The organism is Xanthomonas sp. F10 (genome assembly GCF_014206815.1).
Lineage (GTDB): Bacteria > Pseudomonadota > Gammaproteobacteria > Xanthomonadales > Xanthomonadaceae > Xanthomonas_A > Xanthomonas_A indica.
Map to the genome: position 1 here is coordinate 1,582,623 of NZ_JACHNP010000001.1, position 22,689 is coordinate 1,605,311.

Below are 22,689 nucleotides of genomic sequence, written 5' to 3' on the forward strand. Positions count from 1 at the left end.
CCCCAATCCCGACTCCCCAATCCCCAAGGTAGGGATCGCCGCCGCTCGCTCGTCTCTTCAACAGGACTTTCCTCTTTCGGGCTGGAATCGCGTCGGCATACGCGGCACCGCCCGCTCCGCCGTCCTGGACGACCGTTCTCCCGATGCAGCACCGCACCACGCGCGACAAGGACGTCACCGCCCGCGGCATGCGCCGCGCGGTGCGCGTGTGCCTGCGTGCATCGTGTGCGCACGCGGGGTGGAGACTGCGCTCAGTTCCAGCAAGACCAGGCCAGGCAGACCAACGCCATCGCGCCCAGGCAGCACCCACGCACCCAACGGCGACGGCTGAGCAACGCGTGCACGCCCTGCAGCAGCACCAGCGCGACCAGCACGCACAGGCCGACCAGGCGCCCATTGCCGCTGTCCTGGAAACCGGCCGAGGACAGCGACGGATCGCTGCCGTCCACCCACGCGTACGGGCTGCCGGAGACGGCGTACAGCAGCAACATGCCCAGCACGTAGACGCTCCAGGACAGCACCTGCGCGGCGATCGCCACGGCCTTGCGCGGGCGTGCCATCGAGCGGCCTCACTCGCACACGAACAGGATGCCGGCGGTCGCATCGGCGCTGCTCGGGCGCACCGGCGTCGCCTCGCAGCGCGCGACATCGCCGACACGCCGGGAGACCTGCACCCGGCCGTCCGGCCCGTATCCGCACACCAGATAGAGGCCATGCGGATCGGGCGCATCGAAGCGCCAGATCGACACGCCCGCATCGCCGGGTCGGCGGGTGTCCTCGTTGCTCGGCACCAGCGCGGCCATCTCGCGCGGCGGCCCGGAATAGACGCCGCTGGAGAACAGCCGCAGCGGCGGCGCGGCGGCGAGATCGACGCGGGCCCCCGCCGGCAGGTCCGGGCTCTGCAACGGCGCATCGGCGACGCGCAGGCGCGCGGGGCAATGCAGCGTCTCCCTGGCCGCGGCAGGCGCCACGAACAGGGTGGCGATGAGCAGCGGCAGCGCGCGGCGCGCCGTGGCGGACATTTCCTGCAACTCCATCGCGTGCTCCTTGTCGACTGCCGCATCGAGACCGGCCGACACCGCGTCCCGGCCTTCCACTCCCGGGGGCGTCCCTCGCAAACACCGCAGGCCGCCTCGCCGGAACGCGCCTACGGTGCCCGCGCCGCCGACAAAGGTCAACGCGGCACCGCCGCACACGGCCGGCGCCCTGGCGCGCACTAGCGCGCGATCACCCATCCCCCGCCCCATCCACCTGCAGAAGAGAACCACGATGCACAGCACCACCCACGATTACAGCCAGTACAGCCCCAAATGGCAGTTCCGCTTCCACTTCTACGACACCTACGGCGAGCCCAAGTCGGCGCGCTTCAAGGACGCGATGAAAGCGCTACCGTTCAAGGAGAAGCTGCGCCTCAACATGAACTGGTTCGCCTTCTTCTTCGGCTTCATCTACCTGTTCGTCATCGGGCTGTGGCGCAAGGCGCTGATGCTGCTCGCCATCTCGCTGTGCTGCGGGATCGCGTTGACCTTCCTTCCGGACGCGGCCAGCCGGGCCTTCGGCATCGCCTATTCGATCCTGGTCGGCATGACCGCCAACTACGCCTACTATCTGGACAAGGTGAAGGGCAGCACCAGCTGGAACCCGTTCGAAGGCATCCGCTGGTAACCGCTCCCTCGCGCAACGCCTTGCATGCGCACCGGTCCGCCGCCGCAGTGGCGGCGGACAACCCCATCCCCTCGCCACCCAGGCCCGCGCCCAGGCAGCCCTTCCCTCCGCCTGTGCGCCTCGTTGGTCGCGCGCAGGCTCCGCAAAGGAGTCGCCTGATGTCGCCCACTTTCTACCGCCCGGCGTTCGCGCGCCGCACCCGCCGCGTCGCACCGCTGGCCGCCGCCATCGCCGTCCTCGCCACGGCCGGCTCACCCGCTGCCGGCGCGCAAACCGACGCCACCACCCTGCCCGCGGTGCGGGTCAGCGAGCGCAGCGATCCCGGCAAGCGCAGCCGCGCCGCCACCAAGACCGACACCAGCCTGCTGGAAACGCCGCAGTCGCTGTCGGTGATCGACGATGCGCGCATGCAGGCCCAGGGCGCGCAGACCCTCAAGGACGCGCTGAGCTACACGCCCGGGGTGATCCCCACCCGCTACGGCACCGACTCGCGCTACGACTGGATCTCGCTGCGCGGCTTCGACGCCTATGCGCCCGGCTTCTACCTGGACGGCATGCCGCTGCGCAATAACGGCAACTGGGGCATCTGGCCGATCGAGCGCTACGGCGCCGAACGCATCGAGGTGCTGCGCGGCCCGGCCTCGGTGCTGTACGGGCAGAGTGGCCCGGGCGGGCTGGTCAACGCGGTCAGCAAGCGCCCCACCGCCGAGCCGCTGCACGAACTGCAAGTGCAGCTCGGCGATCATCGGCGCCGGCAACTTGCGGGCGACCTGTCCGGGCCGCTAAGCGAGGACGGCACCGTCCTGTACCGCCTCACCGCCTTGGCGCGCGAGGCCGAGCTGCCGGCCGGCGGCATGCGCGACGACCGCCGCTTCCTGGCCCCGGCGCTGACCTGGGCGCCCAGCGAGACCACCCGCCTCACCCTGCTCTCGCAACTCGGCCGCACCCGCGCCGGCGTCTACCTGCGCATGCGGCCGGCGGTGGGATCGCTGGTGCCGACGGCGATCGGCACCTATCTGCCCAGCCGCCTGTTCGAAAGCGACCCGGCCTACAACCGTTTCGACCTGGACACGGCGATGTTCGCCACGCTGTTCGAACACCGCATCAACGAGGTGCTGCGCCTGCGCCAGAACGCGCGCTACGGCCGCCTGAAGGTGGACTACCGCAGCGTGCAGGGACGCGGCTTCGTCATCGACGACCCCGCCGATCCGCTGGACCCGGCCAACTTCGCCCGGCTGCGCCGCACCGCCTCGGACAGCAAGGAAACGGTGCACGCGCTGAACCTGGACAACCAGCTCGAGCTGCGCCTGCACGCTGGCGCCGTGCAGCACACGCTGCTGTTCGGCCTGGACTATCAACGCACGCGCATCGACCAGGTCAGCCACAGCGGCGGCACCACCACGCCGCTGGACATCCGCCATCCGGTCTACGGCGATCCGGTGCAACTGCCCGCCCCCTGGTACGACGGCATCGCCACGGTGAGCCAGACCGGCCTGTACGTGCAGGACCAGGTGCGCTGGCGCGAGCGCTGGCTGCTCACCATCGGCGCCCGCTACGACCGGGCCGACAGCACGCTGGACAGCCGCCTGGACGGCAGCCGCAGCGACATCGTCGAACGCAAGGCCAGCAAGCGCGCCGGCCTGACCTACGTGGCCACGAACGGCTGGGCGCCGTACCTGAGCTACAGCGAGTCCTTCGTGCCGACCGCCACGCGCGACCCGCTGAGCGGCCGCGCGTTCCGCCCGGAAAGCGGGCGCCAGTACGAAGCCGGCCTGCGTTTCCAGCCCGATGGCGGCACGCAGACGTACAGCGCCGCCGTGTTCGACCTGCGCCGGCGCAACTACCTGACCTACGACCCGGATTTCCTCCCGCGCCAGACCGGCGAGACACTGGTGCGCGGCCTGGAACTGGAGGCGGCGCTGCGGCCGCTGCCGCGGTTGCAGTTGATCGGCTCTTACAGCTACACGCCGACGGTGCACGTCACCGCCAGCAGCAACCCGCGCGAACTGGGCAAGCCACTGTCGGCGGTCTCGCGCCATGCCGCCGCACTGTGGGGCGACTACCGCTTCGACAACGGCATCCGGCTCGGCCTGGGCGCCCGCTACACCGGCGCCAACCGCGGCGACCTGGATGCCGCCCGCGCCGAGGTACCGGCATTCACCCTGTTCGACGCGCTGCTCGGCTACGACCGTGACCGCTGGAGCCTGGCCGTGAACGTGCGCAATCTTGCCGACAAGACCTACCTCAGCAATTGCGACGCCTACGACAACTGTTATTACGGTGAGCAGCGTCGGGTGACGGCCACGGCCACGTATCGCTGGTGAGGGTGCGGGTGCGATGGCGACACATGCCTATCGCGCCCGCGCCCTCAGCAAGGCGATGCGCAGGCTGCATCTCGACGAGATGCGGCGGGGGACGCTCACTCACCCGCTTTGGTTGCCTTGAAGCCGGCATGCCCACAGGCAGCGTCGTAGGCGTAGTCGCCGGCGGCGAGCAGGTGGCGCCCGCTGTTGATGTGCGCCGGCGGCGTCTTCAGCGGTCCGCGCCACTGCACGCTGTCCGGCGTCGCCGCCTTGCCGTCGCCGACCGCGAAGCCGTAGCCGAACACCGGCTGCCCCTTGGCGTCGACGACGTCGAGCCGCAGTTGGGTAGCATCCGGCACCACCCGCGTGGGGTGGCCGGCGATCTCCACGGTCTGTTGCAGGCTGCTGGGCGTGGCGGGCGGTACCATCGGGTTGAGCATCATGTAGGACACGCCGGTGTCGGGCAGCAGCTTGCCGCAGACGCGGTAGTCGCTGCCGCTACCGGGGAAGCTGGCGCAGGCGGTGGGCGCCTGCCAGTCGCTCGGTGCGGTGGCGGTGGCCGCACCGCGCTGCAGCGGCACCAGAGCGAAACCGCTCAGCGCCTGCTTGCTGACGCCCAGGGTGATGCCCTTGGCGCTGACGATGTAACCGGGGCTCATGCGCTGCGCACGCATCTGCACCAGATTGAGAAACGGATTGCGCGCGGCATCCACGCCGCGGTCGTAGCCCACGCCCATCATGCCGAAGTGCGGGGAGATGGTGCTGCAGTTGCGCAGCACCTGGGTGCTGCTGCTCAGCGCGGGGCTGCCGTCATAGCCGGCGCAGGTGGCCGGCACCTGCGCCAGCGGCTTGGGTCGCTGGGCCACGCTGGCGACATCGCAGGTGCACTGCGCGGCGAGCACGGTGATGCGGTCCACGCGCGCGGCGGCGGTCTTGCCGTCGGCGGAAACGCCGAGTTGCATCGGGACGTCCACGTACTTGCCGGGGTGATACTTGCTGTCGCTCGAATAGAAGATGTAGCCAGGCGTCTTGGAGGCGTCCCAGGCGCTGCGCAGCGCGTCGCTCAACGGCACCACCACGCCGGTGGAGCCGGTATCCACCTCCAGCACCTGGCTGCCGCTGCTGCGGCCATCGGCATCGCTGCCGAGTTGCACCCGCACCTGGTAAGCGAACGTCGGCGTGGCCTTGGAGGCCAGCGGCAGGTTCACGGTCTGCGTCTGCAGCGCGCAGGTCTGCGCGGCGGCGGTGGCGCTCGCGGCCAGGCACAGTGCGGCCCCGCTCCAGCGTGTCCATCGGTTCATGGCGATGTCTCGTTTGGGTGTGGCGCCATGCTAGAGCGCGGCAGCACACCGATCGTGCGCGGCGACGCGCCTCGTAGCGCTTGTCTACCGCCGCCGGCATGGCGCTGTGGTCGGCATTCCAGTCGGGCGGCGACGCCATGCGCATGTGGTGGTGTCCTCGGCGCGGTCTCGGTCACCCCTGCGCACGCGCAGCGCAGGGTTGCCAAGCCGGGGAGCTTGGTACACAATGCAGTCCGTTGTGCGCCGGGATGATTCAAAAACATCTTTTGAATCAATGCGTTGAACGAGAGCCGCAAGGCATCGTCCAGTTCCCGCCGCAAGGGCCCCGGCAGCGGGGCTTTGTTTTTGTCGGACGCCACTGGCGTTGCGGCAAGACGTCAGTCCACCGGCCTGGTGGCAGAGTGGTTATGCAGCGGACTGCAAATCCGCGTACGCCGGTTCAATTCCGACCCAGGCCTCCATCTTGTTTCAACGCGTTGGGCCGCTTGTTGCGGCCCTTTTGCATGATGCACCGTGCTGCCAGCGCCGAACTCGCGCTGGCTCCATGATCGCGGCGCGGTGCTGCATGCTTTCACTTCGCGTGCGCAGCAACGCCCACACGGCATTTAGGTCGGTCTACGTAGCGTCGCGGCATCACCCGAGCTGCCGATCGCGATGACGCCACCCGCTGCGCCTGCCGAATCCGCGCCTGCACCGCGGCGCAATCTGTTCCGTCTGCTCGGGTCCGGCGTGGTCACCGGCGCGGCCGACGACGATCCCTCCGCCATCGGCACCTACGCCAGCGCCGGCGCGCGCTATGGCTTCGCGTTCCTGTGGATCGCGCCGGTGCTGCTGCCGATGATGTACCTGGTGGTGTATCTGTCGGCCAAGCTCGGGCGCGTGTCCGGCAAGGGCCTGTTCGCGATCATCCGCGACCGCTACCCGCGCTGGGTGCTGTACCCGGCGGTGGCCGGCGCCTTCGTCGGCAATGTGATCGAGGCGGCCGCCAATCTCGGCGGCATCGGCGCCGCGCTGAACCTGCTTATCCCGCTGCCGGTGCCGGCGATCGTGGTGATTGCAGCGGTGACGATCTTCGCCCTGCAAGTCTTCGGCTCCTACCGCCTGCTGAAACGGATCTTCCGCTGGCTGGCGCTGGCGCTGTTCGCCTACGTCGCCGCCGCCCTGATGGCCCGACCCGACCTGCGCCAGGTGCTGCGCGGCACCTTCGTGCCGCATGCCGAGTTCAGCCGCGAGTACCTGTCGATGATCGTCGCCTGCATCGGCACCTCGTTGTCGGCCTATATCTTCACCTGGCAGTCCAATCAGGAGGTGGAAGAGCAGATCGCCAAGGGCCACCGCAGCCTTGCCGCACGCCAGGGCGCCAGCCGCGGCGAACTGCGTCATACCCGCCGCGACGTCATGGTCGGCATGCTGTTCTCCAACATCATCCTCTACTTCATCATCCTCTCCACCGCCGCCACCCTGCACCGCTCCGGCCAGACCGAGATCGCGACGGCGGCGCAGGCGGCCGCCGCGTTGGAACCGCTGGCAGGCCCCGCCGCCAAGTGGCTGTTCGCGCTGGGCGTGGTCGGCGTGGGCTTCCTGGCGGTGCCGGTGATGACCACGGGCGCGGCCTACGACCTGGTGCAGGGCATCGGCCGCGAGGGCAGCCTGCACGCGCGGCCGCGCGAGGCCAAGCTGTTCTACGCCACCATCGCGCTGGTCACGGCCATCGCCGTGGGGCTGAACTTCCTTGGCGTCAATCCGATGAAGGCGCTGGTGCTGTCGGGCATCGTGCAGGGCATGTCGGTGCCGCCGTTGCTGTTGTTGATGATGCTGATGAGCAACGACCGCACGCTGATGCGCGGCCGCGTCAACAGCCGCATCACCAACGCGCTCGGCTGGATCACGGTGGTGGTGACCTTTGCCGCCAGCGGCTGCCTGCTGGTCACGCTGTTGCTGTAGGCACGCAAAAGCTGCGCGACTGAAAAACTTTCGCCAGCGCGCTACGCGTGTCGCGCCGCGCCGGTGCACCACAGCGCACCGGGGGAAGAAGAAGATGCTGGCACGCATTCTGCGTTCCAAAGGCATCCGCTTTCGACGCCTCGCCGATGATCCTCAGCTTTCTGCAACACCGCCTGCCCGCCTGGCCGCTGCAAGATCCGGTCACCGCCGGACGCACCAGCGAGATCACGGCAGGCCAGCAGGCGCAGATCCTGGTGCTGTGGGGCGGCGAAGTGCGCAACGAGCGGGCGCTGTTCGGCCGCCGCGATGCGCCGGACGGGCCATTGATCACCAGCGAACGGCGCGACCGCACCTGGCCCGCCGCGCAGGCCGCGGTCTGGGAAACACAGCGCTGCCTGGTGCCGATCGCCGGCTTCAGTGTCGCAGGCGACGCCGCGCATGGCGCATGGATCTGCGACACGTCCGGTGCCCTGTTCGCGGCCGGCCTGCGCAGCAGCATGCAGACCCGGGACGGCTTCCATCTGTCGTGCTTTTCGCTGCTCACCGAGGTGCCAGCGACGCCGGAACTGCCGAACGAAATGCCATTGTTGATCGGTGCCGACGACGTGATCGAGTGGCTGTACCTCGACGGCGCCGAGGCCCTGCGGCGCCTGCAGCACGTGCCGGCGCAACGCTTCGTCTCCGTCGCTGCGCTGTTACGCGGCCCGCTACCGCACGAGCGCCCGCACTGAGTGCCACCACCGCACCGGCGCGGTGCAATGTGCCAAAGAACGCGAGTCGAACGCGGCATGCCGCACACATTGCACGCGCAAGCGCGCGGGACGCCGCGGCGCTTGACGACATTGCTGAAGCACCCTGGATCTGCTTCAGCATGATGAGGACACTTCTTAGCCTGTTTTCGCCTTGCGCTCACACACGCAGAGGACGATGGAATGACCTGATCCGCAGAGTGCAATCCGCATGACAAAACCCCTGCTGGCGATCGTGGAGGGCAATACCGCGTTGTCGGACCACGTGTCCACCTTCTCCCTGCGCCGCGGCCTGGCGTTGACCCGACTGCCCTCGATCGCGCACGCCCGGCATTGGTTGCAACAACAACGCATCGATCTACTGCTGCTCGATGGCGATGCCGAGCGCGTGGCGGCAATGGAGCTGATCAACAGCATGGCCGGCCGCGCCGATGCGCGCATCGTGCTGCTGGCCACCGAGGCGCAGATGCCGAAGTGGCGCGGCTTGGCCGGCGACAGCGTCGAATTGCTGCAGGCCTCCCTGCCGTGGCCGCAGATCGATGCCGAACTTGAGCAGGTCCTGCACCGGCTGCCACCACGGCGCGGCAAGGCCCGCTTCGGCCTGGTCGGCGAGTGCGCGGCGATCGCGCGCGTGCAGTCCGACATCGCCCGCGTCGCACCGCTGGACATCTCGGTGTTGATTGCCGGCGAAACCGGCACCGGCAAGGAACTGCTGGCCAAGGCGATCCACGATGCCAGCGGCCGCAGCGGGCGCCTGGTGGCGGTGAATTGCGGCGCGATTCCGCCGGAACTGCTCGCCAGCCAGCTGTTCGGTCACGAGCGCGGCAGCTTCACCGGCGCCAACCAGCGCCATGCCGGCTATTTCGAACAGGCGCAGGGCGGCACCCTGTTCCTGGACGAGATCGGCGAGATGGCGCCGGAACTGCAGGTGTACCTGCTGCGCTGTCTGGAAACCGGTGCGATCACCCGGGTCGGCAGCGATGCGGAGGTCAAGCTGGACGTGCGCATCGTCGCCGCCACCCACCGCGACCTGCTCGGCAGCGCCAGCACCCTGCGCCGCGACCTGTACTACCGGCTGTCGCACTACGTCATCGAACTGCCGCCGCTGCGCGAGCGCGGCGACGACGTGCACCTGATCGCCGATGCGTTGCTCGACACGCTCAACCGGCGTTACGGCACGCGCAAGCAGTTCGACGCCTTCTCGCGCACGGTGCTGGCCCAGCATCGTTGGCCGGGCAATGTGCGCGAACTGTCCAGTGCGGTGGCACGCAGCTACTACCGTGCCGATGGCGATGCGGTGACGGTCGAGCCCCTGCTGCAGGGCGAGGCGGCGTCGCCGGCGCGCGAGACGCATGGCCAGTACGCAACGACGGGCGACGAGGTAACCTTCCGCGTGGGCACGCCGCTGAAGCAGATCGAGCAGGAGATGTTGGCGCGCACCCTGCACGTCAACGGCGGCGACAAGTCCGCGGCCGCGCGCAGCCTGGGCATCAGCGTGCGCATGATCTACAACCTGATGTCGCGCAGCGATCGCGATTTCCGCTGAATCGCCGGCGCACCGCGGCAAGGCGGCCGCATCCAGAACGCCAGCGCCTCGCGGCTGAAGCCGCCCCTACAGCACGCTGCCCGACGTCAACCCGGCAGGCACTACGGAAGACCGCAGGCCGCGCGCAACTCGTCCTCGATCGGCGCCACCTGCCCCGGCGGCCGCGATTGCGGCCGGCACAGGTAGGTTTCCTCGGCGATGCGCGCGTCCACCGCAAATCCGGCACTGCGCAGCATGGCCTCCACGCCGGCGTGGTTCGGTGCCCACCAGTTGGTCGGGTCGTCCGCCAGGCGGTGCTCGATGAAGGCCATCTTCGGCCAGCCCGGTTCGCACATGAGGCCGCGATCGAGCAAGCCGATGTCGCGCGGTGCCGGATACACCGCCTCGCCCGGCATGGTCATGGTCTGCAGCACCAGGACGCGGCGGCACAGGCGCCGCACGATGTCCAGCGCCAACAGCGGATGCCGCAGGTGGTACAGCACACCCATCAGCCACACCAGGTCGTACTGCTCGGCTTCGCGCGCCAGATCGTACAGCTGCATCTGCCGGAACCGCACGCGCCGCTCCAGACCGAACTGTTGCGCCGCCCAACGCGCCTGCCGCAGGTAGTGCGGATTCATGTCGATCGCCACCACCTCGGCGCCGCGCCTGGCCAGCTCGAAGCTGTAGAAGCCGGCGTTGCAGCCGATGTCCAGCACCCGCCAGCCCTGCAGATCGGCCGGGATATGTGCGGCCATCTGCCGCCACTTGCAGGCCGGGAAGTCGCCGTACGGATGCGCCGGCAAGGTCTGGCGGCCATCTGGCAGGTGCAGGTTGTGGAACCACGGCCCCAGCGCCTGGATCGGGTCGGCGGGATCGGCGGACGGAACGGCGGAGTGCATGGACAAACCCTCCCGGGAAACGTGGCGTCCCGCGCTTCAGCGGTTGACCAACTTGAAGAAGCGGCTCTGGCTGCCATCGCTGGTCTTCTCCTGGTACAGGAAGGCCAGTTCCTCTTCTTCGAACTTGTCGAAGAAGTCGTCCCAGCTGATCTCCTCCAGCGCCGCATCGTCGCGGAACAGGATGCGCAGCACGCCGGCGTCCTCATCGGCTTCGGTGCCGCGCACGCTGGCCGGGCGGCCGCCGCGGGCCTCGGCCCAGCGGCGGATTTCATCGTGATCGGTGGTGGTCCTGGCGTCATGCGAGGGCATGGGGAGCGCTCCTGGCGGGGGTGGACGTGGTGGCCGCATCGGCGACGCGGTCGAGGGCATCGTGCAGGGTCTGCGCGCGATGCGCGGCGGTGTGTTCGGCGAGCACGCGGCGGCGCCCTGCCTCGCCGATCGCCAGGCGCTGCGCCTCGGGCAGGTCGCGGATCCAGCCCAGCACCTCGGACGTGCGCCGCGCGATCAGGATGTCCTTGCCGGGCGCGAACAGCGTCTCCAGCCCGTCCCATGCATCGGAAATGATCGGGGTGGCGCAGGCCGCCGCTTCGAACAGGCGCACGCTCGGCGACCAGCCCGCCAGCACCATGTCGGCGCGGGTCAGATTGAGGGTGAAGCGCTGTTGGTTGTAGAAGGCGCCGTGCTGCGCCGGCGGCAGGTGCTCGCAGCGTTGCACGTTGTCCGGCCAGACCAGATGCGGCGGATACAGGGGGCCGGCGACCACGAAACGGCCCTGCGGCCAAGCCATCGCCGGCTGCAGCAACAGCCGCTCCAGCGGCGGCTGTCGGTCGTCGCTGTAGGTGCCCATGTAGCCCAGGTCGTAGCGGTGCGCCTGCGGCTGCGGTCGGTATTGCTCCGGGTCGAACGCGCAGTACAGCGGCACGGCGCGCGGCGCGCCGTAGACGCGTTCCAACCGTTGCAGGGTCGGGCCGCCGGTGAAGGACAGATACAGGTCGTAGTGCGGAATCAGCGCCGGCGACAGATAGGCGCAGTCGCCGCGCTGCAGCGCCGCCAGGGTCACCGGCGTGTCGATGTCGTAGAAGCCGACCACGCCGCGCGCGGTCTGCTGTACCCACGCGCCCACCGCGATGCCGTCGGGCACGTAGGAGCCCACGATCACCAAATCCGCCGCGGCGATCGCCGCGGCGTGCCGATCCTGCAGTTCCTCGAGGCTGGCATACAGCACCGGCGCGCACGGCAACTGCGCCGGCGGATCCTGGTGCTCGGCGTACCACGGCACGTCGCGCTCCAGGAACACCACGCGGTCGCCACGCGCCTGCAGCGCGGCGATCAGTCCGCGGTAGGTGGTGGCGTGGCCGTTGCCCCACGACGAGCGCAGGCTCAGGCCGAGGATGACGATGTCGCGCGCGGCCATCACGCCGCCTCCCGCTGGCGCGCATCCAGCAGGGCTTCCACCTCGCGCGCGCGGTGCGTGTAGGTGTGATCGCGCAGCAGGCGCTGCCGCGCCCGCGCGCCGATCGCCTGCGCCTGCGCGGCATCGATGCGTTGCAGGTAGTGCGCCACCTGCTCGCTGTCGTGCGCGACCAGCACCTCGCGCTGCGGTTCGAGGAACGCCTCGATGCCTTCCCAGGCATCGACGATCAGGCAGGCGCCGGCGCCGGCCGCCTCGAACACCCGGGTCGGCGGCGACCAGCCGAAGCGCGCCATGCTGTCGCGGTTGACGTTGAGCACCATCCGCACGCTGCAGTTGAAGGCATTGTGGTCGCGCGTGGACACGTGGCCAAGCGTGCGCACGTTGTCCGGCAGCGTATCGTCCCAGCCGCTACCGCCGAGCAGGAAGCGCGCCTGCGGCAGGCGCCGCGCCGGCTCGAGGAAGAACTGCCGCACCCGTGCTTCGCGGTCCGGCAGCCGATTGCCGAGAAAGCCCAGATCGGCGGCGAACCCCGCCTGCGCCGGCGCCGGGTGGTGGCTCAGCGGATCCAGCGCGTTGTAGATCGGCACGCACTCGGCTGCGCCCAATGCACGATACGCCGCCACCACGCGCGGCCCGCCGCCGTAGGTCAGCACCAGGTCGTAGCGCGGGATCTGCGCGCGGAACGGATCCTCGGCATCGGCCTGCACGCGCTCCAGCGTGGCCGGTGCGTCCACGTCCCAGAACAGCACCTGGGTGCGCGAGGAGCGCAGTCCCAACACCTCGCGCTCCAGGAATGCATCGAACACGCCGACGCCGCTGGCCTTGACCACCACGTCGGCGGCGCGTGCCTGCTCCAGTGCGCGCGCCGCGTCGGCTTCGGCCGCCCCGGGATAGACGGTGACCTGGGCCCAGTCCGGATCGTCGATGTCGCGGTGCTGCTGGCGCCCGAACGCATCGGGTTCGAAGAAGTGGATGCGGTGGCCACGCTGCGCCAGCGCGTGCAGCAGGCCGCGGTAGTAGGTGGCGGCGCCGTTCCAGTACGAGGACACCAGGCTGGAACCGAAGAAGGCGATGTGCAACGGGCTAGGCATGACGGAGGCTCCGTTCGTCGGGAAGCGTGGCGCGCGGGCTGGGCGCGTCGAGTTCGGCGAGCACCGCCAGCAGTTCGTCGACGCGGTGCGCACAGCTGTGGCGGGTGCGGATGGTATGCAGGCCATGCATGCGCAGCGCCGCAGCCAGTTCGGCGTCGTGCAGCACGTCGTGCAGGTGGCGCTGCATCTGCGCGCCGTCGCGCGCCACCAGGTAATCGCGCCCGGGCGTAAACAACTGCTCGACGTCGTCCCACGGCGCACACACCAGCGGGATGCCACAGGCCAGCGCCTCGAACACGCGGATCGTGGGGATGCCGGGCAGCGCGCGCACATACGGCCGTCGCGGCACGTGCACGGTGACCCGGAAATGCGCGAACGCCTGCGGCGCGCGATGGTTGGGCAGCCAGCCGGCGTAGTCGATGCCGGCCTCGGCCAGCGCCTGCAAGGCCTGTGGCGGATAGCGCACGCCGTGGATGCGGGCGCGCAGGCGCAGCCGCCGTACCGGCTGGATCAGGAACGCGTCCAGTTCCTGCGCGCGCTCGTCGTCGCCCCAGTTGCCGATCCATAGCAGGTCGCCCTGCTGCGCCTGCCCGAGCTGCGGCTGGAACACGCGCAGATCCGCCGCCTCGTGCCAGGTCCACACGCGCCGGCTCCAGCCATGGCGCAGATACTGCTGGCGCACCGCTTCGCCGAAGGCGAGCACGCCGTCGTAGTCGGACAGATCGAACCGCGCCATCTCGTCGGGGGCGCTGACCGAACGGTGGTGGGTGTCGTGGAACAGCACGCGGCACCCGGCAGGCGCCTCGCGGCCGATCCGCGCGATCAGCGCGGGCGCGTTCCATTCGTGCACCAGCACCACGTCGGCGCCGTCCAGCACCTGCGCCAGATCCAGCGTGGCCAGGTCGTAGCGCGTGCTGCGCAGCTGCGGAAAGGCATCGGCGAAGGCCTGCAACGGCGCCTCGCCCTCCTCCGCCTGCAGTTGCGCACGGCTCCAGCTGTCGTGCGGCTCGTACACCGCCAGCGCATGCCCGCGCGCCTGCAGTTCGGCGACGATGCCACGCAGGAAATGCGCGTTGCCGTGGTTCCAGTCCGACACCAGCGAGTGATAGAACAGCACGAATTTCATGCACCGACTCCGATCGAGGAAAGCATGGGGACCGGCGGGCCGGCCCGTCCGGCCGCGCGGGGCGTGCCGCGATGCGCGATCAGCGCCCGATAACGCTGGCGGTAGGCCGCGGCCATGGCGGTGGCGGTGTAGCGCCGCGCCTGCGCAACCGCGCGCCGGGCCATGCGCTGCCGCAGCAGCGGATCGCCGATCAGGCGCTGCAACTGCGCCGTCAGCGCCCGTGCGTCGTCCGGCGCGACGTACAGCGCCGCATCGCCCCAGACCTCGCGCAGGCTGGGGATGTCGCCCAGCACCAGGGCGCAGCCGGCCTGCGCCGCTTCCAGCGCCGACAGCCCGAACGGCTCGTAGCGCGCCGGCAGCGCATACACGCTGGCGCGGGCCATCCAGCGGCGCAGACGCGACGGCGGCAGCTGGCCCAGCAGCAACGCCGGCGCGATCGGCGCGGTGCCGCCGTCCGGATGCGCCGCTTGCCCGGCGATGCGCAGCGCCCAGGGCAGCTGCGGCGCCACCGCGGCCAGCGTGCGCAGATTCTTCGCCTCGTCCCACAGCCGCCCTGCCGCCAGCACCAGGGGCCGCTTGGCGCTGGCCGGCACCGGCCGCGACAGCGGCGCGGCGCCATTGGCGATCACGCTGCACGGCACGTCCAGCGGATACTGCGCGCGCAACGCCGCCAGCATCGCCTGGGTCGGCGCGACCACGTGATCGGCCGCCGCCAGACCCGCGGCGACCGTGGCGCGGTAGTGATCCCACTCGGGCGGCAGCGCCTCGCCGCGCACCGCCTGCCACCAGGAGCCGACGCAGGAATGCGCGGTCATCAGCACCGGCGCAGGCCACGCCAGGGCGCCGTGCGCATAGTCGTTCAGATGCACCACATCCGGGCGCACCTGCGCCGCCAGCGCCTGCAGCCAGCGCCCGGCCGAGGACACATCGGCCCAGGGATCGTCCATCCACAGCAGCCGGTAGCCGCTGGCATGCAGGCGCAGCCCCTGGATCGCCGCGGCCTCGCGCCACTGCGCCGGCGTCGGGGTCGCGCCCATCGTCGCCAGTTCCACGCGGTCGCCCTGCGCGGTCAGCACGCGGCACAGGCTCAGCGCGTACTGCCACACGCCGCCGACGGTGTCGGCGGTCATCAGGATCCGCAGCGGACGCTCAGCGTCCATAGAGCGCATCCACCGTGCGAGCGACCTCGAGCAGGTGCAGCGCCGCCGGGTCGAAGCCGGGGTCGGCGCCCAGGCGCTCGGCCCAGTCCAGCAAGGCGCGGCCGCCCCAGGCGTCCGGTGGCGAGGCCAGGCGCTCGCAGCGTGTGCCGTCGAAGCGGTCCACGGTGAAGTCGAAGAACGAGCCGTCGACATTGCGCAGCGCCGCGCCGCCACCGGTGCCGTACACATGCGCCTGGATCACCGCATCGCAGCCGGCCGGCAGGCGCCAGGAACAGGCCATGCGCACGCTGGCGCCGTTGTCCATGCGCCACTGCGCGCTGGCGTAGTCCTCCACCTGCTGCACCGGCCGGGTCAGTTGCCGGCCTTGCGCGTACAGCGCCGCCTGCAGCTCGTGATGGCCGCCGCTGCCGGTCAGCCACATCGCCAGATCCAGCAGATGGATGCCCAGGTCCATCACGCAACCGCCGCCGGAACGGGCGATGTCGTAGAACCAGTCCTTGTCCGGGCCGTAGGCGTTGTGGAACAGCAGGTCGATCGCGAACACCTCGCCCAGTGCGCCCTGCGCGATCTGCTCGCGCAGCGTCGCCATGCCCTTGGCGAAGCGGTAGCTGAAATCCACCGCGAGCAGGCGGTCGTGGCGTTGCGCCAGCGCCAGCACCTGCTCGGCTTCGGCGGCGGTGCGGGTCAGCGGCTTCTGGCAGAACACCGCCAGGCCGCGCTGCAGGGCCGCGGCGGCCTGCGCGGCGTGCGCGCCACTGGGCGTGGCGATGACCACGCCGTCCAGGTCCTCGCGCGCCAGCAGCGCCTCCAGGTCAGGCAGCAGGTCGGCGGCCGGTGCGTCCTGGCGTGCGTCGAGCAGTGCCGTCGCGCTGGCATCGGCGATCGCCACCACCTGGCCCAGTCCGCTGTCGGCCAGGGCGCGCATGCGCGCACGGCCGATCCAGCCGACGCCGAGGAACCCCAGCCGCGGCGCACGCCAACGCGATTGCGCCCACGCGTTCATGCCAGCACCACGCCTTTGAGGAAGCCCTCGGGGCGCGCCTCCATGTCCGCGAACGCCTGCGGCAGCCGATCCAGCGGATAGCGGTGGGTCAACAGCGGAAACGGATCCAGGCGCCCGTCGGCGACCGCGTCCACCGCCTCCTGCAGACCACGTCGCGCCACCCGCGGATCGCGCTCGTGCGCGTTGACCACGTCCAGGCCGCGCCAGTTCCACTGCTGCATGTCGACCTGGCGCGGGCCGTCCTGGTGGTAGCCGGCGATGACCAGGCGCCCGCCTTCACTGCACAGCGCGCTGGCGATGTCGAGGGTGACCTGCTCGCCTGCGGCCTCGATCACCCGCAGGCAGCCGCTGCCGCCGGTGAGTTCGTGCACCGCGCCGATCGCCGCGTACCGATCCTCGGTGGCCAGCGTGGCGCTGGCGCCGCACTGGCGCGCGATCTGCAGCGCGTACTCACGCCGCGACAGCGCGATCACCTGCGCGCCGAGCCCGGTGGCCAACTGGATCAGCAACGCACCGATGAAGCCGACGCCGACCACTGCGACGGTATGGCCCGGCTGGATGTCGCTGCGGCGCAGGATGTTCATCGCGCAGGCCAGCGGCTCGCCGGGCAGATCGCGGCCGGACAGCGACGGCGGCAAGCGCACCAGCGCGTCGGGTTCGGCCAGGTCGTACTCGGCATAGGCGCGGCCGGACAGCAGCACGACGCGGTCGCCCGGCGCCCATTCGCGGACGTCGGCGCCGACCGCGTCGACCTCGCCCCAGCCTTCGTGGCCCGGCGCACCGGGCTCGAACGGATAGGCGAACCATGGCCGGCCGGCCCATACCGGCAGATTGGACGCACACACGCCGCAGCCATGCAGGCGCACCCGCACCTGCTGCGGCGCGGGTTCGGGGCGTGGCTGGCGCTGGGCGACGATGCGGCCCGGGCCTTCGAAGACGGCGGCATGCATGCTGTTCATGCGGCGTGGATCCTCCGTTGCGGTGGGGAAACAGGTGCGGCGCGCTCGGCCTGCGTGTGCAGCCAGCGGTGCAGCCGCGTGATGCCGGCATCGGCGCCGACGCGAGGCGACCAGCCGGTGGCCGCGGCGAAGGCGCGGGTGTCGGAGACGTAGTAGCGCTGGTCGCCGACCCGCGGCGCGGCATGCGCCAGTTCCAGGCGATGGCCGACCAGGACCTCGATCCGCCGCAGCACCTCGCGCAGGCTGGCGGCATTGGCCGGCCCGCCGCCCATGTTGAACGCCCGCCCGGACAGCCGCGGCATCTGCGCCTGGCACTGCAGGAACGCCTCCACCAGGTCGTCGACGAACAGCAGGTCGCGGACCTGGCGGCCATCGCCGTACACGGTGATCGGCTGCTGCTGCAACGCGCGGATCAGGAAGTGCGCGACCCAGCCCTGGTCCTCGTTGCCGCACTGGTGCGGGCCATAGATGCAGCTCATCCGCAGCACCACCGCCTGCAGGCCGAAGCTGCGCGCATAATCCAGCACATACTGGTCGGCACCGCCCTTGGAGCAGCCGTAGGGGCTGTGGAAATCCAGCGCGCGGCGCTCGTCGATGCCGCGCGCGCGCAGCAGCGGATCGCTGGGCTGGTAGCGCTGCGCGTCGGCTTCCAGCGGCACGTCGTCGAGCGCGCCATACACCTTGTTGGTGGAAGTGAACAGCAGCGGCGGCGGCCGCCGCGCGCAGCGGATCGCATCGAGCACGTTGAAGGTGCCGCGCAGGTTGACCTCGAAGTCGTGCGACGGATCCTCCAGGCTGGAGGTCACCGCCACCTGCGCGGCCAGGTGGAACACCTGCGCCGCCTGCGCCACCGCATCGCCGAGCAGGTGCCGGTCGCGCACGTCGCCCACCTCCACGTGCAGGCGTTCGGCGGGATAGTGGCGACGCAGCCATTGCAGGTTGTGCTCCACGCCGGGCCGCGACAGGTTGTCGTAGACGATGACGCGGCGCCCGCTGTCGAGCAGGCGCGCGGCCAGGTTGGTGCCGATAAAACCGGCGCCACCGGTGATCAGCACTGCATCGGCGCGCGGACGCGACAGCGCACGCACCGGCGCGCGGCTAGTTGCGCTGGGCGCTGTGGCGAGCGGCTCCTGGGCGACCTCCGGGCGCGGCGCGCGCGACAGGTTGGCGCCGTGCTCGTGGTGCAGCGACGCCAATGCCTCGATACCGTCGTAGCCCTGCTCGGCCCACAGCCGGTACAGCAGTTTGGCGCGGCCGCGCTCGTCGCGCAGGCCGAAGTGATAATGGCGCTCGTCCTCGTGGAAACCGTCCTGGTGGCTGATGCTGCCGTGCAGGTCGCGCGCGGCGTACCAGTACAGCCGCTCCACCGGCGCATCCAGCGTCTCGCGCAACTGCCGCACCTGCTCGATCTCGTCGTGGCGCCAGGTCGAGTAACCGGTCTCGCTGAGCCAGACCTGCGGCTGCAACCCGTGCGCGGCGAGCACCGCGCGCACCTCGCCGAGGACGTCCGCCCAGGGCCGGCGACGGAAATCCCAGGTGCCGGGGAACCCATGCACGCCGATCGCATCGATATGCGCCAGCGCGCCGCGCCGCGCCATCAGCGCCAGCCAGTTGGGATCGGTCGGGCACATGCCGCCCAGCAGGGTCTTCTTGCCCAACCGGTGCGCCCAGTGCGCGGCCTGGCCGATCATCTCGGCGAAGCGCTGCCAGTCGTGGTCCAGGTGCCAGTCCCAGTCGTTGAGGTTGTTCGGCTCGTTCCACAGCTCGATCCACTCGAAGCCGTCGCCGAAGCGCCCCACCACCTGGTCGATGAAATCGGCGAAGGCCTTGCTGTCGCGCGGCGGCGACGCGGTGCGCGGCTCCAGCCCCAGCGATGGCGGGGTGTAGCAGAAGCACGGCAGCACCTCGCAGTGCGCGCTGAGCAGCGGCATCAGCCAGGCATACCAGCGCTCGCCCTCGGCGGTGTGCCAGTCGGCCCAGGAAAACTGGGTGCGCAGCCGGCGCACGCCGAGCTCGCGCATGTCCCGCAACAGCGCATGCACGGCGTCCTCGTCGCCGATCCGCAACCATTCGATCAGGCCGATCTCGGCCAGCCGTTCGCGTGCCTGCGCGCTCATCCCTGCAACCCCCGCCGTGCCAGCTCGGCATTGGCCGCTTCGATGCCGTCGGCGGCGGTCTGCTCGCGCAGCCACGTCACCAGCTCGCCCAGCCCCTGCTGCAACTCCACCTGCGGCGTATAGCCGATGCGGTCGCGGGCCAGGGAGATGTCGGCGAAGCAGTGCCGGATGTCGCCCACCCGGTAGTTGCCGGACACCTGCGGCGGCAGGTCGTCGATGCCCATGGCCGCGGCGATGCGCTGCGCCACCTCGTTGATGCTGATCGCCTGGCCGCTACCGATGTTCAACGCCAGGCCCGCGGCGGAGTCGCTTTCGTAGGCCAGGCGGCAGGCACGGGCGACGTCGCTGACATGCACGAAATCGCGGCGTTGCGCGCCGTCCTCGAAGATCACCGGCGGTTTGCGGTTGAGCAGCCGCGCCGCGAAGATCGCCAGCACCCCGGTGTAGGGATTGGACAGCGCCTGGCGCGTGCCGTAGATGTTGAAGAAGCGCAACGCGGTGGTCGGGATCGCATAGGCCTGGCCGACGATCAGGCACAGGCGCTCCTGGTCCAGCTTGGACAGCGCGTATACCGACGAGGGTTCCGCCGGCTTGCCCTCGTCGGTCGGCACCGGCTGCAGCGGGCGCCCGTCCACGCTCGGCTCCCACTGCGCACGGCGCAGCTGCGCCAGCGGCCGTTCGCGCACCGGCACGCGTGTGCCGTCGGCATCGACGTAGGCGCCTTCGCCGTACACGCTCATGCTCGACGCCACCACCAGCCGCTGCACCGGCCGCTCCACCAAGGCTTCCAGCAGCACCGCGGTGCCGAGGTTGTTGGTGTGGGTGTAGTGGGCGATCTGGTACATGCTCTGGCCCACGCCGACCGCGGCGGCGAGATGGAACACGCCGTCCACGTCCTGCAGCGCATCGCGCACCGTCGCCGGATCGCAGACGTCGCCGACGATCAGCTCCACCTGCGCGGACAGGTAATCGGGCCGCGTGGGATTGGCGCCGTGCACCTGCGCGCACAGGTTGTCGAGCACCCGCACCCGGTAGCCCTGCGCCAGCAACTCGTCGGCCAGGTGCGAGCCGACGAAGCCGGCGCCGCCGGTGATCAGCACGCGCTTGCCGGCGTGCGGACGGCCCGTGCCGCCCCTGAGTTCATGCACAGTCACGTTGCACCTCCAGTTCCGGGATGTCGTGCAGATGCGCCTGGAACCAGGCGATGGTGCGGCGCAGGCCGTCGTCCAGCGCCACCCGTGGCTCCCAGCCGAGTTCGCGCCGCGCCAGGCCGATGTCCGGGCAGCGCCGGGTCGGGTCGTCCTTGGGCATCGGCCGGCGCACGATGCGCGAGGACGAGCCGGTCAGCGCCAGGATCCGCTGCGCCAGCTCGGCCACGGTGATCTCGTGCGGATTGCCGAGGTTGACCGGGCCGGTGAAGCCACGCGGGCCGCGCATCAATTGCACGATGCCCTCGACCAGATCGGAGACGTAGCAGAACGACCGGGTCTGGCTGCCGTCGCCGTACAAGGTCAGCGGCTGCTCGCGCAACGCCTGCACGATCAGGTTGGAGACCACCCGTCCGTCGTCGTTGCGCATGCGCGGGCCGTAGGTATTGAAGATGCGGCCGACCTTGATGTCGGTGGCGTACAGCCGGTGGTAATCGAAGAACGCCGCTTCGGCGCAGCGCTTGCCCTCGTCGTAACAGGCGCGCGGCCCGATCGGGCTGACCGCACCGCGATAGTCCTCGCGTTGCGGATGCACCTCCGGCTCGCCGTAGACCTCGCTGGTGGAGGCCTGGAAGATGGTCGCGCCGTTGCTGCGCGCCACCTCCAACAGGTTGATCGCGCCTTCCAGGCAGGTCTGCAAGGTATGCAGCGGACGCGCCTGGTAATGCACCGGCGAAGCGCAGCAGGCCAGGTTGAACACCCAGTCGACCTTGGCTTGGTACGGCTGCACCACGTCGTGGGCCACGAAACGGAAGCGCGGCTGTCCCAGCAGATGCGCGAGATTGTCCAGCGAGCCGGTCAGCAGGTTGTCCAGCACGGTGACGTCGTAGCCGTCCTCGAGCAGGCGCTCGCACAGATGCGCACCAACGAAGCCGGCGCCGCCGGCGACCAGCGCGCGCGGTGGCGCTTGGGTGGTAGGGGAAGCAATTGCGCCATCCATCATCGACTCCTCGCAGAGGCCGGGCGTCATCGCCTGGCGTGGGAGAGGTCAGCGCAAATGGCGTGCCAAGTGCGCGCGGTACGGGCCGCGCGCATGCCGATGCGGCGTCCTGTCAGGGTTTGGGCGCGAATCGTGTCTGCCGCGGCGCACGCACCTTGGCTGCACTCGTGTGGAGGGCGTGCACGCCGCCGTCAGCGGCCCGTGAAACGACGACGCCGCGTTGCAGCGACCGAGGAAAAATTTGCCAATGCCGCGACGCCGCGCCAGACAACGCGCAAACATGCGAGCCAACGGCGCGACCGTCGGCGCCGACATCGCGCCGCATCGCCGACGCGTCAGCGCTCGCTGCGCCATGCGCCGTTGGGTGCACGAGCGCCGCGCGGCACGCCATCGGTCATCGTCGGGAACGCGATCGCGTGCGCGGATCGCAGGCCTCGGCGTCGCGGCGCCCGAACGCCGGGCACAAAAAAAGAGGCTTGCGCCTCTTGGTTTGATCGGCCCTGCCGCGACGGCAGCACCGAGACTCTGGAGCGGGAAACGAGACTCGAACTCGCGACCTCAACCTTGGCAAGGTTGCGCTCTACCAACTGAGCTATTCCCGCTTGAGGCCGCGAATTCTACCGGGACCACGCAGGCTGTCAACCATTGCCTTCGATTTTTTTCGCGTTCTTTTCCGCCATGGCCGCGCGCTCGTCGTCGCGCAGGCTCGGCCAGGCCGCATGCAGGTACTGGATGCCCGACCACAGCGTCAGGATCGCCGCGATCGCCAGGGTCCAGTCGCCCACGTGGAAGATGAACAGGCCCATCCACACGCTCTCCGGCGGCGAGCCGTCGGGCATCACCGAATACAGCAGGCACAGCAGCGCCACCATCTGCGCGGTGGTCTTGATCTTGCCGATCATCGCCACACGCACCTTGGCGCGCTGGCCGATCTCGGCCATCCATTCGCGCAGCGCCGACACGGCGATCTCGCGGCCGACGATCACCGCCGCCCAGAACGCCATCCACGGCGTCGGATGGCCCTGCACGATCAGGAACAGCGCCACCGCCACCATCAGCTTGTCGGCCACCGGATCCAGGAACGCGCCGAATGCGGAGTACTGGTGGTAGCGCCGCGCCACCCAACCGTCCAGCCAGTCGGTGAACGCGGCCAGGCCGAAGATCGCCGCCGAGGCGAAGTTGGTCCAGGTGTACGGCAGATAGAACACCAGGACCAGCACGGGGATCATCACGATCCGCAGCAGCGTGAGCCAGGTGGGGATGGTCAACTTCATTGCGCTGC

General features: G+C 70.1%; 20 protein-coding genes and 2 tRNA genes. 6 read left to right on the top strand and 16 right to left on the bottom strand.

Annotated features, from left to right (window positions below; genetic code table 11):
* Nucleotides 1–251 precede the first annotated feature (251 nt).
* Nucleotides 252–560, bottom strand: a complete 309-nt coding sequence (locus FHR56_RS07005) for a hypothetical protein (RefSeq protein ID WP_160947400.1) — start codon at nucleotides 558–560, stop codon at nucleotides 252–254.
* Between the two features lie 9 nt (nucleotides 561–569).
* Nucleotides 570–1,178, bottom strand: coding sequence for an STY0301 family protein (locus FHR56_RS07010; RefSeq protein WP_237473269.1), 609 nt, complete (start codon nucleotides 1,176–1,178; stop codon nucleotides 570–572).
* Nucleotides 1,179–1,269: 91 nt separating this feature from the next.
* Between FHR56_RS07010 and FHR56_RS07015 the strand changes: the two genes are divergently transcribed.
* Entirely contained in the window at nucleotides 1,270–1,665 is a 396-nt protein-coding gene (locus FHR56_RS07015; RefSeq protein WP_160947399.1) for a DUF2628 domain-containing protein, read from the top strand.
* A 158-nt stretch (nucleotides 1,666–1,823) separates the two neighbouring features.
* Entirely contained in the window at nucleotides 1,824–3,989 is a 2,166-nt protein-coding gene (locus tag FHR56_RS07020; RefSeq protein ID WP_160947398.1) for a TonB-dependent siderophore receptor, read from the top strand.
* Between the two features lie 95 nt (nucleotides 3,990–4,084).
* On the opposite strand, the gene FHR56_RS07025 is transcribed toward FHR56_RS07020, so the two are convergent.
* The gene (locus tag FHR56_RS07025; RefSeq protein ID WP_160947397.1) at nucleotides 4,085–5,269 is read right to left on the bottom strand and encodes a hypothetical protein; all 1,185 of its coding nucleotides are present in this window, start codon (nucleotides 5,267–5,269) and stop codon (nucleotides 4,085–4,087) included.
* 387 nt (nucleotides 5,270–5,656) lie between these two features.
* Here FHR56_RS07025 and FHR56_RS07030 point away from each other — a divergent pair.
* The 4 genes from FHR56_RS07030 to FHR56_RS07045 all read left to right on the top strand — a co-directional run bounded on the left by FHR56_RS07030 (nucleotide 5,657) and on the right by FHR56_RS07045 (nucleotide 9,508).
* Nucleotides 5,657–5,730 (top strand) — tRNA-Cys (locus tag FHR56_RS07030).
* Between the two features lie 193 nt (nucleotides 5,731–5,923).
* Nucleotides 5,924–7,213, top strand: a complete 1,290-nt coding sequence (locus tag FHR56_RS07035; RefSeq protein ID WP_160947396.1) for an Nramp family divalent metal transporter — start codon at nucleotides 5,924–5,926, stop codon at nucleotides 7,211–7,213.
* Nucleotides 7,214–7,359: 146 nt separating this feature from the next.
* Entirely contained in the window at nucleotides 7,360–7,944 is a 585-nt protein-coding gene (locus FHR56_RS07040) for a hypothetical protein (RefSeq protein WP_160947395.1), read from the top strand.
* Between the two features lie 229 nt (nucleotides 7,945–8,173).
* Nucleotides 8,174–9,508: a sigma-54 dependent transcriptional regulator gene (locus tag FHR56_RS07045; protein WP_160947394.1), complete on the top strand. Its 1,335-nt coding sequence runs from the start codon at nucleotides 8,174–8,176 to the stop codon at nucleotides 9,506–9,508.
* Nucleotides 9,509–9,609: 101 nt separating this feature from the next.
* Here the strand turns inward: FHR56_RS07045 and FHR56_RS07050 are convergent, their stop codons facing one another.
* From FHR56_RS07050 to pgsA, 13 genes are all read right to left on the bottom strand, one after another.
* Entirely contained in the window at nucleotides 9,610–10,389 is a 780-nt protein-coding gene (locus FHR56_RS07050; RefSeq protein WP_160947393.1) for a TIGR04290 family methyltransferase, read from the bottom strand.
* Nucleotides 10,390–10,425: 36 nt separating this feature from the next.
* Nucleotides 10,426–10,698 carry a hypothetical protein gene (locus tag FHR56_RS07055; RefSeq protein ID WP_160947392.1) on the bottom strand — a complete coding sequence of 91 codons (273 nt, stop codon included), beginning with the start codon at nucleotides 10,696–10,698 and terminating at the stop codon, nucleotides 10,426–10,428.
* Entirely contained in the window at nucleotides 10,685–11,803 is a 1,119-nt protein-coding gene (locus tag FHR56_RS07060; protein WP_160947391.1) for a glycosyltransferase, read from the bottom strand. Before FHR56_RS07060 ends, FHR56_RS07055 begins: the two co-directional genes overlap by 14 nt.
* Nucleotides 11,803–12,894 carry a glycosyltransferase gene (locus tag FHR56_RS07065; RefSeq protein ID WP_160947390.1) on the bottom strand — a complete coding sequence of 364 codons (1,092 nt, stop codon included), beginning with the start codon at nucleotides 12,892–12,894 and terminating at the stop codon, nucleotides 11,803–11,805. The genes FHR56_RS07060 and FHR56_RS07065 overlap by 1 nt, the downstream gene beginning before the upstream one ends.
* Nucleotides 12,887–14,020: a glycosyltransferase gene (locus FHR56_RS07070; protein ID WP_160947389.1), complete on the bottom strand. Its 1,134-nt coding sequence runs from the start codon at nucleotides 14,018–14,020 to the stop codon at nucleotides 12,887–12,889. The genes FHR56_RS07065 and FHR56_RS07070 overlap by 8 nt, the downstream gene beginning before the upstream one ends.
* The gene (locus FHR56_RS07075) at nucleotides 14,017–15,180 is read right to left on the bottom strand and encodes a glycosyltransferase family 4 protein (RefSeq protein ID WP_160947388.1); all 1,164 of its coding nucleotides are present in this window, start codon (nucleotides 15,178–15,180) and stop codon (nucleotides 14,017–14,019) included. The genes FHR56_RS07070 and FHR56_RS07075 overlap by 4 nt, the downstream gene beginning before the upstream one ends.
* Entirely contained in the window at nucleotides 15,170–16,183 is a 1,014-nt protein-coding gene (locus tag FHR56_RS07080; RefSeq protein WP_160947387.1) for a Gfo/Idh/MocA family oxidoreductase, read from the bottom strand. Before FHR56_RS07080 ends, FHR56_RS07075 begins: the two co-directional genes overlap by 11 nt.
* On the bottom strand, nucleotides 16,180–17,142 hold the full coding sequence (locus FHR56_RS07085) for a zinc-binding dehydrogenase (protein WP_160947386.1): 963 nt from the start codon (nucleotides 17,140–17,142) through the stop codon (nucleotides 16,180–16,182). The genes FHR56_RS07080 and FHR56_RS07085 overlap by 4 nt, the downstream gene beginning before the upstream one ends.
* Nucleotides 17,139–19,259 (bottom strand): NAD-dependent epimerase/dehydratase family protein, encoded by a 2,121-nt coding sequence (locus FHR56_RS07090; protein WP_160947385.1) that lies wholly within the window; start codon nucleotides 19,257–19,259, stop codon nucleotides 17,139–17,141. The genes FHR56_RS07085 and FHR56_RS07090 overlap by 4 nt, the downstream gene beginning before the upstream one ends.
* Nucleotides 19,256–20,413 carry an NAD-dependent epimerase/dehydratase family protein gene (locus FHR56_RS07095; RefSeq protein ID WP_343160760.1) on the bottom strand — a complete coding sequence of 386 codons (1,158 nt, stop codon included), beginning with the start codon at nucleotides 20,411–20,413 and terminating at the stop codon, nucleotides 19,256–19,258. Before FHR56_RS07095 ends, FHR56_RS07090 begins: the two co-directional genes overlap by 4 nt.
* Entirely contained in the window at nucleotides 20,400–21,407 is a 1,008-nt protein-coding gene (locus FHR56_RS07100; protein WP_184502450.1) for a UDP-glucuronic acid decarboxylase family protein, read from the bottom strand. Before FHR56_RS07100 ends, FHR56_RS07095 begins: the two co-directional genes overlap by 14 nt.
* Before the next feature lie 526 nt (nucleotides 21,408–21,933).
* Nucleotides 21,934–22,009 (bottom strand) — tRNA-Gly (locus tag FHR56_RS07105).
* Between the two features lie 36 nt (nucleotides 22,010–22,045).
* Nucleotides 22,046–22,681: a CDP-diacylglycerol--glycerol-3-phosphate 3-phosphatidyltransferase gene (pgsA, locus tag FHR56_RS07110; protein ID WP_160947384.1), complete on the bottom strand. Its 636-nt coding sequence runs from the start codon at nucleotides 22,679–22,681 to the stop codon at nucleotides 22,046–22,048.
* Between the last annotated feature and the right edge of the window lie 8 nt (nucleotides 22,682–22,689).